General features: G+C 70.2%; 12 protein-coding genes. 2 read left to right on the top strand and 10 right to left on the bottom strand.

Annotated elements, in window-relative coordinates; translation table 11 throughout:
- Positions 1–73: 73 nt before the first annotated feature.
- From ABZ260_RS31395 to ABZ260_RS31355, 9 genes are all read right to left on the bottom strand, one after another.
- On the bottom strand, positions 74–1843 hold the full coding sequence (locus ABZ260_RS31395; protein WP_355625045.1) for an alpha/beta fold hydrolase: 1770 nt from the start codon (positions 1841–1843) through the stop codon (positions 74–76).
- A gap of 69 nt (positions 1844–1912) precedes the next feature.
- Positions 1913–2473, bottom strand: a complete 561-nt coding sequence (locus ABZ260_RS31390) for a TetR/AcrR family transcriptional regulator (RefSeq protein WP_355625043.1) — start codon at positions 2471–2473, stop codon at positions 1913–1915.
- A gap of 28 nt (positions 2474–2501) precedes the next feature.
- Positions 2502–3782 carry a thymidine phosphorylase gene (locus tag ABZ260_RS31385; protein WP_355625041.1) on the bottom strand — a complete coding sequence of 427 codons (1281 nt, stop codon included), beginning with the start codon at positions 3780–3782 and terminating at the stop codon, positions 2502–2504.
- 2 nt (positions 3783–3784) lie between these two features.
- The gene (locus ABZ260_RS31380) at positions 3785–4180 is read right to left on the bottom strand and encodes a cytidine deaminase (RefSeq protein ID WP_355625049.1); all 396 of its coding nucleotides are present in this window, start codon (positions 4178–4180) and stop codon (positions 3785–3787) included.
- A 46-nt stretch (positions 4181–4226) separates the two neighbouring features.
- The gene (locus tag ABZ260_RS31375) at positions 4227–5507 is read right to left on the bottom strand and encodes an ABC transporter permease (protein WP_355625039.1); all 1281 of its coding nucleotides are present in this window, start codon (positions 5505–5507) and stop codon (positions 4227–4229) included.
- On the bottom strand, positions 5504–6652 hold the full coding sequence (locus ABZ260_RS31370) for an ABC transporter permease (protein ID WP_355625036.1): 1149 nt from the start codon (positions 6650–6652) through the stop codon (positions 5504–5506). Before ABZ260_RS31370 ends, ABZ260_RS31375 begins: the two co-directional genes overlap by 4 nt.
- A 37-nt stretch (positions 6653–6689) precedes the next feature.
- Entirely contained in the window at positions 6690–8213 is a 1524-nt protein-coding gene (locus ABZ260_RS31365; protein WP_355625047.1) for an ABC transporter ATP-binding protein, read from the bottom strand.
- A gap of 100 nt (positions 8214–8313) precedes the next feature.
- Entirely contained in the window at positions 8314–9393 is a 1080-nt protein-coding gene (locus ABZ260_RS31360; protein ID WP_355625034.1) for a BMP family ABC transporter substrate-binding protein, read from the bottom strand.
- 291 nt (positions 9394–9684) lie between these two features.
- Entirely contained in the window at positions 9685–10935 is a 1251-nt protein-coding gene (locus ABZ260_RS31355; protein ID WP_355625032.1) for a M20 family metallopeptidase, read from the bottom strand.
- Positions 10936–11468: 533 nt separating this feature from the next.
- Here ABZ260_RS31355 and ABZ260_RS31350 point away from each other — a divergent pair.
- Positions 11469–12866, top strand: a complete 1398-nt coding sequence (locus tag ABZ260_RS31350; RefSeq protein WP_355625030.1) for a peptide ligase PGM1-related protein — start codon at positions 11469–11471, stop codon at positions 12864–12866.
- Here ABZ260_RS31350 and ABZ260_RS31345 read toward each other — a convergent pair.
- Positions 12825–13043 carry a hypothetical protein gene (locus ABZ260_RS31345; protein ID WP_355625028.1) on the bottom strand — a complete coding sequence of 73 codons (219 nt, stop codon included), beginning with the start codon at positions 13041–13043 and terminating at the stop codon, positions 12825–12827. The two genes, ABZ260_RS31350 and ABZ260_RS31345, sit on opposite strands and share 42 nt — an antisense overlap.
- Before the next feature lie 87 nt (positions 13044–13130).
- Here ABZ260_RS31345 and ABZ260_RS31340 point away from each other — a divergent pair, with 87 nt between their 5' ends.
- Entirely contained in the window at positions 13131–14363 is a 1233-nt protein-coding gene (locus ABZ260_RS31340; RefSeq protein ID WP_355625026.1) for a D-alanyl-D-alanine carboxypeptidase, read from the top strand.
- Positions 14364–14502: the final 139 nt, after the last annotated feature.

Genomic DNA, 14502 nt, shown 5'->3' with positions numbered 1-14502 from the left:
GCGAATCGCCGCCTTCCCCGCCGGGAGCGGAGCGTGCGATCGGGGCCCGCGTCCCGCGCATGAGCGCGGAGGTTCAGCCCCGGGCCGGTCGCGAAGGCTCCTGGCGGGCCCGCCTGCCGGCCGCCCGCAACACCCCGGCTAGTTCCTCGGGATGCGTGAGCTGGGGATAGTGCCCCGCGCCCGCTATCACGGCGGCACTCCTGCCGGCGACCGGCGAATCGGCGGCCCCGGCGACGATCGTCACCGGCACCTCGATCCGGTCGAGCGACCGGCGAAGCCCGTCCCGGGCGATGTGGGCCGCCCTGGTCGCCTCGATCACCCGGCGGGCCGCCCCTGGCCGCCGCATGTCGGCGATCGCGCCGGCTGGAACACCGAGCGTCCTCCCCAGCCGCTCCTCCCGCATCCGGTGCAGAACCGGCACGGCCATCCCGGACCGCAGCAGCCGCGGCGAGGGAGCCTGCAGGAAGGCGGGGGCGACGAGGACCACCGCGGTGACCCGGTCGGGGTGGGCGGCGGCGTAGCGCAGGGCGGGCCCGCAGCCGAAGGAGTGCCCGACCAGCACCGGCCTGGTGCCGACCGGCCCCATCAGAGCCGCCGTCCAGTCGTCCAGCGAGCGATCACGCCCCGGGCCGCTCCGCCGGGCCGCCGCGGAGCGGCCCAGGCCGGGCAGGTCGGCGGCCAGCGCGGGGACGTCCAGCCGTCCGCGTACCGCGTCCCAGGAGTCGGCGTCCAGCGGCAGGCCGTGGAACAGCACGTACTCGGGGGTTTCGCGCTCGCCCGCCACCCAGGTCCTGATCCCCGCCACGTCGTGGAATCCGTAGGGCTCGCGCGGCGGGACCCCGCGGCCGAAGCGGGCGGCGACCAGCCCGTCCGCCCAGCGCCGGAGCACCTCCCCGACCGGCGGCATGGCCAGTCCGGCCCGTTCCGCGAAGGTCCGGGCCGGGGCCGTGTCGTAACGGTCGGCGGACACGAACGACAGCGTCTCGGGATCGACCCCGGTGAGCGCGCGGGGCAGCCGCCGGACCACCCCGACCGGGATCGCCCGCCGGGGCGCGGGCACCCCCAGGTGCCCGGCGACCTTCCTGACCAGCTCCGGCAGGTTGGGGGTCTCGTCATCGAGCACCCAGTAGGCCTTCCCCTCGGTCTCCTCGTGCCTGGGCAGCGCGGCGGTGAAGCGGGCGAAGTAGTCACCGTCCACGACGGGCAGGAAGGTGTCCGGGCCGCCCGGCAGCGCGGGAAGCCGCCCGTACCAGAGATCCCTGACCACCGTGGCCAGGCCGATGAACTGGCCGGGGCCGACCACGGTGGCGGGGTTGACGATCGTCAGCGGGATGCCCAGCTCGCGCGCCCGGATTCGGAGCACCGCGTCCGCCTCTCGCTTGGACGCCTCGTAGGCGCCGTGGCGGTAGTCCGCCGCGAAATCGCCGCGGCGGTCCGGCGAGTCACCGCTGACGCGATAGCCGCTGATGTGCACCAGGCGGCGCAGGCCGGGCCTGGCGGCGGCCCAGTCCGCCACGTTGAGCGCCCCGGTCACGTTGACCGCCCTCGCCTCCTCGGCGCTCAGCCCGAAGGCGAAGCGAGCCGCGGTGTTGTAGACGTCACGCACCTCCCCCAGGCCCTCCATGCCGTCGAGGCCGAGCCCGGGCACGGTGATGTCGGCGGTGACGACGGTCAGCCTCGCGGTGTCCACCCCCTGCCCGGTGAGCCATGACGTGAGCCGGTCCGCCCGCCCGCGCACGGCGGCGGCCACCCCGCACCGGGCGCGGAGAAGTTCCGCCACCAGGGAGCGACCGACGAATCCGGCCGCGCCGAAGACCACGGAGTCGATGGAGCCGACGGCCATGCGATCACCTCAAAATAGATCGGTCTACATATTTTATGGACACGCAGGAACCTACCGGAGCGGATCCTCCTAGAGCAACGCGGTGACCTGCCGGGCCACCCGGTCGAGTGGCTCCCGGCTGCGATGCGCCTTGGCGAGCACCAGCGCACCCTCGATCAGGGCGAGAACGGTGACCGCGGCATCGGCGGCATCGGGGTGCCCGTCGGCTGCCAGCCGGTCGCGGAGCGAGCCCTCCCAGGACCCGTACGCCTCCGAGCAGACCTCCTGCAGCGGATCGTTGGTGGCGGCCATCTCCAGCGCGACCGTGGCCACCGGACAACCCTTGCGCCAGCCGGACGCCTCCAGCCGGTCGCCGAGCACCCCGAGCATGGCGGTGACCATGGTCACCGTGTCCGGCGCGGTCTCGGCCAGGTCGTGCATGACCTGGCCGATCTCGCGGCCCGCCCGCCGGACGGACTCCGCGACCAGATGGTCCTTACCGCCGGGGAAGTGGAAGTAGAGCGAGCCACGCGGCGCCCCGCTGGCCGCGATCACCCGGTTCAGTCCCGCCTCGAAGTAGCCCCCGCCCTCGATCAGGTCCTGCGTCGCGTCGAGCAACCGGCCGCGCGTCTCCTCGCCCTTCTGTCCCATCCCCCTAAAATAGACCGATCTTTCTAGGTCAGGCCGTGATGCGGTCGATCACCAGGGGGAGCAGGTCCGGATCGGCGCTCTCCCCGACGGTGTAGGCGCCCTCCAGCGCGGCGAGCGCCCGCTCGAAGCGGAAGGTCTCGTCCGCGTGCAGCGTCATCAGCGGCTGCCCCGTGCGGACGAGGTCCCCCGGCTTGGCGTGCAGCACGATGCCCGCGCCGAACGACACCGGGTCCTCCTTGCGCTCCCGGCCCGCACCGAGCCGCCAGGCCGCCAGGCCCACGCCGTACGCGTCGAGCCTGGACAGCACGCCGGACGAGGGCGCGGTGATCTCCATGGTCTCGGCGGCCGTGGGCAGCGGGGCATCCGGGTCGCCGCCCTGGGCGGAGATCATCCGGCGCCAGACGTCCATCGCCGAGCCGTCCGCGAGGGCCCGCTCCGGGTCCTTGCCACCGGACAGGCCCGCCGCCTGAAGCATCTCCCGCGCCAGCCGTACGGTCAGCTCGACCACGTCGGCGGGGCCGCCGCCGGCGAGCACCTCGACCGACTCGGTGACCTCCAGCGCGTTGCCCACGGCCAGGCCCAGCGGCCGGTCCATGGCGGTCAGCAGCGCGACCGTGTTGACTCCGGCGTCGGTGCCCAGCGCGACCATGGTCTCGGCCAGCTCACGGGCCCGCTCAGGGGTCTTCATGAAGGCCCCGGAGCCGACCTTGACGTCCAGCACCAGCGCGCCGGTGCCCTCGGCGATCTTCTTCGACATGATCGAGGAGGCGATCAGCGGGATCGACTCGACCGTGCCGGTGACGTCGCGGAGCGCGTACAGCTTCTTGTCGGCCGGGGCGAGCCCGTCGCCCGCCGCGCAGATGACCGCGCCGGCCTTGCCGAGCACGTCGAGCATCCCGTCGTTGGACAGGGACGCCTGCCAGCCGGGGATGGACTCCAGCTTGTCCAGGGTGCCGCCGGTGTGGCCGAGCCCCCGGCCGGACAGCTGGGGCACGTGGCCCCCGCACGCGGCGACCAGCGGAGCCAGTGGCAGCGTGATCTTGTCACCGACGCCGCCGGTGGAGTGCTTGTCCGTGGTGGGCCCCGGCAGCGCCGACCAGTCCATCCGCGCCCCGGAACGGATCATGGCCTGGGTCCACCCGGCGATCTCCCGCCGGTTCATGCCGTTGAGCAGGATCGCCATCGCGAGCGCGGACATCTGCTCGTCGGCGACGACGCCCTTGGTGTAGGCGTCGATCACCCAGTCGATCTGCTCGGCCGACAGCTCACCGCCGTCCCGCTTGGTGACGATGACGTTGATCGCGTCCATGCTCAGGCCCCCCGGCTCAGGTTCTCCGGCCCGAAGGCGTACGGAAGGATCTCCGACAACGGCTTCGGGCCGTCGATGGTCTCCAGCAGCAACTCTGGGCCGCCGAACTCGTACAACAGCTGGCGGCACCTGCCGCACGGCATGAGCAGTTCCTCGTGCCCGTCGACGCAGGTGAACGCGACCAGGCGGCCACCGCCCGTGGCCTGGAGCGCGGAGACCAGCCCGCACTCGGCGCACAGTCCGATGCCGTAGGAGGCGTTCTCGACGTTGCAGCCGGACACGATCCGCCCGTCGTCCACCAGGGCGGCGGCGCCGACCGGGAACTTCGAGTAGGGGGCGTAGGCATGCCCCATGGCCCGCACGGCCTCGGCCTTGAGAGCCGCCCAGTCGATGCTCATCTCGGTGTTCATCAGATCAGGTCCACTCGTGAGACGCGCGTGATGGTCACTTACCCTGCCCCCTGCGGTACGGCGCGCCGTTGGCGGCGGGCGGGCGGAGCCGCTGCGCGGCCAGCGACAGCACCAGCAGCGTGGTGATGTGCGGGGTGACCGAGGTGAACTCCGAGGGTACGGTGTCGGTCAGCGCGAACACGACGAACACCGCGACCGCCGCGACCCCGGTGATCAGCGCCGCCCGGGTCCGGTTCTGCCGTACCAGCTGGTAGACGGCCACGGCGACGATCAGGACCGCCACCACGAGCAGCAGCGCGTGCACCGACTCACCGCCCCTGCGGAGCTGGAGCGCGTCGGTGTAGCCGAACAGCACGGCGCCGCCGGCCAGCCCGCCGGGCCGCCAGTTACCGAAGATCATGGCGGCGAGGCCGATGAAGCCGCGACCGCCGGTCTGCCCCTCACGATAGGCGCTGGCCGCCACCTGGGCCAGGAACGCGCCGCCCAGGCCCGCCAGGGCACCGGAGACGAGCACCGCGATGTACTTGTAGGTGTAGACGTTGACGCCCAGCGACTCGGCGGCCACCGGGCTTTCCCCGCAGGAGCGCAGGCGCAGGCCGAACGCGGTGCGCCAGAGCACGTAGTAGGTCAGCGGGACGAGCAGGATCGCCAGGATCGTCAGCAGCGAGACGTTCGTGGTCAGGCCGCGCAGGATGCCCGCCACGTCCGACAGCAGGAACCACTGCTTGGCCTCCAGCGTCCTGAGCGGATCTCCGATCCACGGCACGCTCACCACGCCGGGCTTGGGCACGGGAGGCGACTGGGAGTCGCCGCCGCCCGGCATCTCGGCGAAGGTGACCTTGGACAGGAACTGGGTGACGCCCAGGCCGAGGATGTTGATCGCGACACCGGAGATGATGTGGTCGACGCCGAACGTCACGGTGGCGATCGCGTGCAGCAGGCCGCCCAGGGCCCCGCCGATCGCGCCCGCGACGACGCCCGCCCACGGGTTGCCGAACTGGAGCGCGCCCCAGGCGCCGCACCAGGTGCCCAGGATCATCATGCCTTCGAGGCCGATGTTGACCACTCCGGCCCGCTCGGCCCACAGGCCGCCCAGACCGGCCAGGCCGATGGGGATGGCCAGCGCGACGGACGCGTTGATCGCGCCCGCCGAGGTGAGGTCGACGGCGCCGGTGACGGCCCGGGCGAACGACAGCAGCAGGAGCAGCGCGCCGAGGGCGAGCAGCAGGACCTGCCAGGTGACCTTGAACCTGCGGGTGGCGGCCTTCGGCTCCAGGAAGGGAGCCTCCGGCGTGATGAGGGCGCCCTGGCTCATGCCGGTGTTCCTTCCCTGGCTGGGGTGGTGCTCGCCAGCTGGCGGCTCACCCGGCGCTGCTCGGCGGAGATCTGGTAGCGGTGGACCAGCTCGTAGGCGATGATCACCGAGAGCACGATCGTGCCCTGCATGATGGTGACGATGTCCGGGGAGATCTTCTTGATCTGCAGGATGCCCGCGGAGGTGTCGAGGAAGGCCCACAGCAGGGCGCCGAACGCGATGCCGACCGGGTGGTTGCGGCCGAGCAGCGCGATCGCGATGCCGGTGAAGCCGAGTCCGGTGGGGAAGTCCAGGCTGTAGCTGTAGGAGGCGCCGAGCAGCTGCGGCATGCCGACCAGGCCCGCCACCGCGCCGGACAGGATCATCGAGATGAGGATCATCCGCTTGACGTTGACGCCGCTGGCCACCGCGGCCGACTCCGAGCGGCCGGTGGCGCGCAGGTCGAAGCCGAAGCGGGTCCGGTTGATCACCACGTGGTAGAGGACGCCCATCACGACCGACAGGACGATCAGGCCGAACACCTTCGTCTGGGTGCCGGAGATGATCTCCAGACCGGGCACCTGGCCGGAGGGGCCGATCGGGCTGGTCCCGATGTTGTTGCTGCCCGCGACCTCGACCGCGAGGCGCTCCTTGTTGAGCAGCCAGGCGCCGAGCGAGGTCGCGATGGCATTCAGCATGATCGTGGAGATGACCTCGCTGACCCCGCGCCGCACCTTGAGCAGCCCGGCGATCGCGGCCCATCCGGCGCCGACCAGCACGGCGACGAAGATGATCAGCGCGACGTGCAGCGGGGCGGGCAGGGTGACCGCGCCGCCGACGGCCGCGGCGGTGAGCGCCGCCAGACGGTACTGGCCGTCGACGCCGATGTTGAAGAGGTTCATCCTGAACCCGATCGCCACCGCGAGCGCGGACAGGTAGTAGTACGTCGCGGAATTCAGGGTCAGCACGATCGAGCGCGGCCGGATGCCGTACTCGCCCATGACGACCAGCGTGTCGAGCGGCGGGGCGCCGGTGATCGCCAGGATGACCATGGTGATCAGCGCGGCGAACACGATGGCCACGAGCGGGGCGACGAGCGAGAGCAGCCCCGCCGGCGAGACCCGTCCGAGCAGCCGGTCGGCGAAGGTGGATTTTTCCTGACTCATCCGCGCGTCCCCGGGGGCGTGTGCGCTACGTGGATGTTCATGCCGCCTCTCCAGCACCCGTCATGGCCGAACCGAGCTGCTCGGGTGTCACGTTCTTGGGGTCGACCTCGGCGACGATCCGGCCGCGCAGGATCACCTTGAGGGTGTCCGACAGGCCGATGAGCTCGTCGAGGTCGGCCGAGATCAGCAGGACCGCCAGGCCCGCGGCACGCGCCGCGCGCAGGTGGTCCCAGATCGCGGCCTGCGCGCCCACGTCGACGCCGCGCGTCGGGTGGGACGCGATCAGGAACACCGGCTCCCCGCTCATCTCCCGGCCGACGATCAGCTTCTGCTGGTTGCCGCCCGACAGGGCCGAGGCGTCCACGTCGATGCCCGGGGTCCGGACGTCGTACTCCTCGACGATGCGCCGGGTGTCCTCGCGCGCTCCCGCGCGGTCGATCCAGGGGCCCTTCACGTTGGGCCGCCGCGTCTGGTGGCCGAGGATGCGGTTCTCCCAGAGCGGGGCCTCCAGCAGCAGGCCGTGCCGATGGCGGTCCTCGGGGATGTAGCCGATGCCCGCCTCGCGGCGGCGCAGCGTCGTCCAGGCGGAGATGTCGTGCTCGCCGAGGCGGATCTCGCCCCCGGCCGCGCGCATGCCCATGATGGCCTCGACCAGCTCGGCCTGGCCGTTACCCTCGACCCCGGCGATGCCGAGCACCTCGCCCTTGCGGATCTCGAAGCCGACGTCGTCCACAACGCGGCGGTCGTCCCCCGAGTGGACGGTCAGGCCGCGCACCGACAGCGCCACCACGTCGGTGACGGTGGACTCGCGGGTCTCCGGGCTGGGCAGCTCGCTGCCGACCATGAGCTCGGCCAGCTGCCTGGCGGTCACGTCCTTGGGATCCACGCTGGCCACGGTCGTACCGCGCCGGATGACCGTGATGGCGTCGGCGACCGAGAGCACCTCGTCCAGCTTGTGGGAGATGAAGATGATGGTGAGGCCCTCGCGGACCAGCTCGCGCAGGTTGGCGAAGAGTTCCTCGACCTCCTGCGGCACCAGCACGGCGGTCGGCTCGTCCAGGATGAGGATCCGGGCGCCGCGGTAGAGGACCTTCAGGATCTCCACCCGCTGGCGCGCGCCGACGCCCAGGTCCTCGACGGCGACGTCGGGTTCGATGCCGAGGCCGTACGAGTCGGAGATCTCCTTGATCCGCTTTCCCGCGGCGCCGAAGTCGATGGCGACCCCGCCCCTGCGGGGCTCGCTGCCAAGGATCACGTTCTCCAGCACGGTCAGGTTGTCGGCCAGCATGAAGTGCTGGTGGACCATGCCGATCCCCACCGCGATCGCCTCGCCGGGCGAGCGGAAGCTCACGTCCTTGCCGTTGACGCGGATCTGGCCCTCGTCCGGGCGCTGCATGCCGTAAAGGATCTTCATGAGGGTAGACTTGCCCGCGCCGTTCTCTCCGACGACGGCGTGCACGTGTCCCTGCCGCACGGAGAGAGAGATGTCGCGGTTGGCGACGACGCCGGGGAATCGTTTCGTGATCCCCTCGAGTTCGACGGCCGGTGCCGGGGTGCTGATGACGGCCTCCTCCGTACGGATGCCCGATACGGAACGTGATGGTGAGCGTAGGACGAGGGGCCCGGGGGAAATGTCCGCCGGGCCCCTCATTAATACCAGGTCAGGAGGTCTTGTCCGGCACGGTGATCTCGCCGGAGATGATCTTCTGCTTGTACTCGTCAAGCTGGGTCTTGATGTCGTCGACCTGGCCACCGGTGGTGGAGTAGTCGACACCATCGGCCTTGAGGTCGTAGATCGTGCTGCCCGACTTCACGGCGTTGGTGGTGAAGCTCTTCAGGAAGTCGAAGACGGCGACGTCGACCTTCTTGAGCATGGAGGTCATGATGACGCTCTGCAGCTCGGGGGCGGCGGTCTTCCCTTGGTCGGAGTCGACGCCGATGGCCAGGCCCTTGGCGGCCTTGGCCGCCTCGAACACGCCGCCACCGGAACCGCCCGCGGCCTGGTAGACCACGTCGGCGCCCGCGTCGAACATGCCCTCGGCCGCGGTCTTGCCCTTGGCCGGGTCACTGAAGCCGGTGAAGTCCGGCGGCTGGGTCAGGTACTTGACCTCGATCTTCACGTCCGACTTGACCGCCTTGGCGCCCGCGGCGAACCCGGCCTCGAACTTGTTGATCAGCGGCACCTGGACGCCGCCGACGAAGCCCACGTGGTTCTTCTTGCTCTTCAGCGCCGCCGCAGCGCCGACCAGGAAGGAACCCTCGTGCTCGGCGAAGAGGAGGTTGGAGATGTTGGGGGCGACCGCCGCGGCGTCGTCGACGATCGCGAACTTGACGTCGGGGAACTCGGTCGCGACCTTCTTCACCGGGCCGGAGTAGGCGAAGCCCACGGCGATGATCGGGTTGAAGCCGCCGTCGGCGAGCAGGCGGAGCCGCTCCTCCTTGGCCGCCTCGGTCTCGCCGTTACCGGCCTCCAGCTCGTTGACCTCGGCCAGGCCCAGCTCGGCCTTGGCCTTGTCGAGGCCGGCCGCCGCGGAGTCGTTGAACGACTGGTCGCCACGCCCGCCGATGTCGTACGCGAGACCGACCTTGGGTCCCGTCGCGGCCGGCGCCGCACTGCTGGCGGCCCCGCTCGGCTGAGCCGACGTGGTCGCTTCCTCGCTTCCACCACACGCGGCAGCTCCCATGAGCATGCTGCCCGCCAGTGCGGTCGCGGCCAGCTTGCCGAATCGGTTCTGAAGCAAGATGGACTCCCTTCGCGTTTCAGTGCACGCGCGAAGAGACGCACGGCAACCCTGCACGGAAGATAGTTGGTCCATCAGGGTTGACCAAACCGGTACACGAGTCCGAAATAGGTCCGTTATGCAGCTCAGGCCACCTTGTGACACACCGGGCCCGATGGAGCTACTTACGGGTAGCCTTGAAGGCGACCCGCAACGGGTCGCCCCCCGGATCGACGATCTTTCTCACCAGATCGCTGATCGTTTCCTTGGGATATGTCAGAATTTTTCGGGCAACTGCGCTCCGGGGACGTGTCAGTTGTCGGCCTTCAGCGCCTTCAATGCCATCAGGGCCTCACCCGCCACGGGGCGCTGCCCCTCCCAGAGCGCGGTCAGCGCGGTCGCCGCGAGGAACCGCACCCCGGTGCCGATGGCGCTCTCGTCCACGTCGAAGGTGCCCTGGTGGATGTCCGCCAGGTGCGCCGTCCCCGGCTCGCGGGTGCCGAGCCTGGCGAACGCGCCGGGGATGGACTCCAGGTACCAGCCGAAGTCCTCACCCCCCAGGCTCTGCTCCGTCGGCCCGGAGGCACCCTCGCCGAGCACGCCCTCCGCGGCCTCGGCCAGCATCTGCACGCTGATCTTGTCGTTGACCACCGGCGGCACGCCGCGTGTGTAGTCCATCTCGGCCTCGACGCCGTACGCGCCCGCGACCGACTCCAGCAGCGACTTGATCATGTCGGGGGCCGCGTGCCAGGCCGCCTCGTCCAGGCAGCGCACGGTGCCCTCGGCGACGCCGTCGTCCGGGATGGCGTTGGCCACCGAACCCGCCTCCACCCGGCCCCAGACCAGACTGAGCGAGGAACGGGGGTCGACCCGGCGCGAGAGCGCGGCGGGCAGCTCGGTGAGGATCTTGGCGAGCGCGAAGACGAGGTCGGCGGTGAGGTGCGGCCTGGCGGTGTGCCCGCCGGGACCGCTCACCCGGATCGTCACCTTGTCGCAGGCCGAGGTGATGGGACCGGATTTAAGGCCGACCCTGCCGACGTCCAGCCGGGGGTCGCAGTGCAGACCGAAGATGCGGTCGACACCGCTGATGCCGCCGGAGGCCATGACCTCGAGCGCACCACCGGGAAGCTCCTCGGCGGGCTGGAAGATCAGCCGGACTCTACCGGGCAGCAGGCCGGCCTCGGCCTGCTGGGCGAGGAAGAGCGAGGTGCCGAGCAGGACCGCGGTGTGCACGTCGTGGCCGCAGGCGTGGCACACGCCGGGGACCGTCGAGCTGTAGGGGACGTCCTTCTCGTCCGGCACCGGCAGCGCGTCGATGTCGGCCCGCAGTGCCACGGTGGGACCGTCACCGCTGCCGACGTCGCAGAGCAGGCCGGTGCCGCGCGGCAGCACCGCGGGGGCCAGCCCCGCGGCGGTCAGGCGCTCGGCGATGCGCTGCGTCGTGCGGTATTCGGCGAACGCGAGCTCGGGATGCATGTGCAGGTCTCGACGGAAGTTGATCAGTTCCTGCTCGCGACCGGCGAGGAACGTGTCGAGTTCTCCCCGCAAATTACGCCCCCGCATTGCTCACCGTCCTATTCCGCGCCGGCGGTCCTTCATCCTCGACGCACCGTGCCACTGCCCAGGATCTGGAAACCCATGAGGCAGTCTCGAAAAAAGCGATCGCCACACCAACGGGCCGGAGTGGGTCTCACGGGCCGTGTCAGCGCGGGCTGGTTGACGCCGACGCGGGAGCTGCGAGCCTGTGGTCCGGGGCAGCCGTCGCATTGGCGATGACAACGACTTTATCTCGCCCCGCGAGCAACTCGCCGACATCCACGCCAAATGTTTTGCCGCCCCATACCTCACTCGTACACCTTCTCCCCCGAGAGAACCAGAAGGGATGACTCGTATTGACTACGGGACGGTAGTCATGTGGGGTGACGGCCCGGCCGGAGGATGACACTCCCCGGCCACTTCCAAACGTCGCCGACCTGGCAATTTACCTGACCTCAGGTGCCGGTCATCGAACCCGGCGGAGTGATGCAAATGGGATGAATGCATGTTTCACTCCTCACATGATCGCTAACATCCCATTCGGGGAGAGGCAGTCGCGTTTGAGCATATTTGAACCGGACGAGGGCACACTGGTGGTCCTTCCCTCGTTGTCGCTTCCCCAGGATGAACTGCGCAGGATCACCGGAGCCCTCTGCTACGAGGAACGACTGCTCTTCCTGCTCCTCACCCTGAGAGAGCCGAAGGTCGAGGTCGTCTACCTCACCTCGATGCCGGTGAACGACGCGGTCGTGGACTACTACCTGAGCTTCCTCGACGATCCGGACGAAGCCCGTACCCGCCTGCAAATGATCAGTTTGGATGATCCCGACACGCACCCGCTCACCGAGGCGCTGCTGCGCCGCCCGGATGTGATCGAACGCGTCCGCGCCGCGCTCGGGGACCGTCGAAAGACCCGCGAGGACGGCGGGGGCGCCTGGATGGTGCCGTTCGTGGTGAGCGAGTACGAGGAACGCCTCGCCGAGCTGCTCTCCCTGCCGGTGTACGGCCCGGCCACCTCCCTGGCCCACCTGGGGTCCAAGAGCGGTGGACGCGCGATCGGCGACGAGGCCGGGGTGCCGACGGTCAGGGGCTTCGGCGACCTGCGTTCGCTGACCGAGGTGGAGCACGCCGCCCGCGCGATGAGCCCCACGACCAGGCTGATGGTCAAGCTCAACAACAGCTACTCGGGGCTCGGGAACGCCATCGTGACCAAGGACGACCGGCCGCTCGTCTCCTGCCCCACGAGCTTCTCCGCCTCCGACGAGAACTGGACGACGTTCGCCGAGAAGATCGCCGAGCGGGGGGCGGTGATCGAGGAGTTCATCGAGGACCGGCCGCTGTGCTCCCCCAGCGCGCTGGCGAGGATCACCCCCGGCGGCGTCTACGACGTGGTCGCCACCCACGAGCAGGTCCTCGGCGGTCCCAACGGGGATGTCTACCAGGGCTGCAGCTTCCCCGCCCGGCGGGAGTACCGCGCCGAGCTGGGCACGTACACCGCGCGGATCGCCAGGGTCCTGGCGGACCGCGGCGTGGTGGGACTGTTCGGCGTCGACTTCTTCGCCGTCAAGACCGACGGCGGCTACCGGACGTTGCTGTGTGAGATCAACCTGCGCATCGGCGGCACCACCCACCCGCTCGGCGCCGCGATCCTGACCACCGGCGCGTCGTACGACCCCGGCACCGGCACGCTGATGCGCGACGGGCGGCCGAAGTACTACGTGGCGACGGACAACTGCGCCTCCCCCACGCTGAAGGGCCGCACCCCCGGGGAGGTCGTCAAGCTGGTTCACGACGCGGGTCTCGGTTTCGACCGCGAGAGCCGCACCGGGAACGTGCTGCACCTGCTGGGCGCGGTCACCGAGTTCGGCAAGCTGGGGTTCACCAGCATCGGCGACTCCGCCGAGGAGGCCGCCGAGCTACATCGAAGAACCCTGCTCACGCTGCGACCAACCACGTAGGCCGATCACGCCGAGCACGATCGCGAGCACGATGTTGACGGCGATCAGGATTCCGTGGACCACGTAGAAGGCCGTCGGGTGGCCGTCCGCGAGGTTGAAGCCAAGGTTGATCCATTCGAAGATCATGAAAGCGGCAAGGCCGATCAGAAAAGCGGCGATCTTTCGTGATATTTGCATGGTGTCAGTATCCCGCCGAGTGGCCCGTACCTGGTCAGGGCACCTCTAACTCTATGCGAACCGGCACGAAGCTACCCTGAGATCATCATGGGGATCAAACATCTCGCGCCCGTCGGGGTGCTGCTCGCGGCGACCACCTTTCTCGGCGCACCCGCTCAGGCCAGGACCGCGGGCGTGTCCGCGGCCGGTTCACCGGCCCTACGGGCCGACGCCGGCTCGCCGGCCGGTCCGTCGAGTGCGGATCTCCTGAACCACCTCGCGGGCGCCGGTGCGCTGGGCCCGCACGCGCGGGGCGAGCGGGAGCCGGTCGGCGGCTCCCGGCTCGCCGAGCGGGGTCTCATCGTCCCCTCGGGCGTGAAGGCCCCGCCGAAGACCGCCGCGAAGGCGTACGTGATCGCCGACGCCGAGACCGGCGCGGTACTGGCGGCCAAGGACGCCCACGGGCGCTACCTGCCCGCGAGCACGCTGAAGGCGCTGACCGCGCTCACCCTGATCCCGAAACTGAACAAGAACCGGAAGATCAGGCCGAGCACCCGTGCCGTGAACGAGGAGGGCAGCGCGGTCGGCCTGGTCACCAAGCCCCTCTATACCGTCGACGACCTGTTCAAGGCGCTGATGCTGGTCTCGGGCAACGACTGCGCGATGGCGCTGGCCGAGGCCAACGGCGGCCTGGCCGTGACCCTGGCGGACATGAACGCCGAGGCCAAGCGCCTGCAGGCTTTCGACACGGTGGCCAAGACCCCGAGCGGGCTGGACAAACCCGGCCAGAGCAGCTCGGCGTACGACCTGGCACTGATCGCCCGCGCCGGCCTGGCCAACGCCGATTTTCGACGATATATCAGCACAAAAACTGACAAGTTCCCGGCGCCCAAGGGCTACTACGAGATCGGCAACCACAACAAGCTGCTCTGGCGCTACAAGGGCATGATCGGCGTCAAGAACGGCTGGACCTCCAAGGCCCTGGGCAGCTTCGTCGGCGCGGCCAAGCGCAACGGTCACACGATCATCGTGTCGATCATGCGCCACGACGGCTACTTCTGGGAGGAGGTCGCCGACCTGCTCGACTGGGGCTTCGCCAACCGCGGCAGGGTCACCCCGGTCGGACAGCTGGTCGACCCGATCCCCGAACCCACCCCGCTGCCCGCTCCCCCGACCGCCTCGGCGCCTCCCGCCGTCCCCACCCCCGGCCCCGGGCGGAACCCCGCCGCGGCCACCAGACCCGCCGACGAGGGCATCCCGATCGGCTACTACGTCCTCGGCGCGGGCCTGCTCGGCGGCCTGCTCTGGCTGGCGTACGGCCTGCGCAGGCGCTTCCGCTGAGGCGTGTTCCGCGGATCGTGGCCATGGCGACGGCTGCTCGGATCCGGCGTGCAGACCAGCCTCGACCGCTGGATCACCCAGCGCGACTGGCCCGCCCCGCTCTCCCTGAAGGTCCCCTTCCGCCCCGCGGCCGACGGCT

The sequence above is a fragment of the Streptosporangium sp. NPDC006013 genome, assembly GCF_040614275.1.
Taxonomy (GTDB): Bacteria; Actinomycetota; Actinomycetes; order Streptosporangiales; family Streptosporangiaceae; genus Streptosporangium.
The sequence above is the reverse complement of the archived record's forward strand: the minus strand, read 5'-3'. Positions and strand labels throughout refer to the sequence as shown.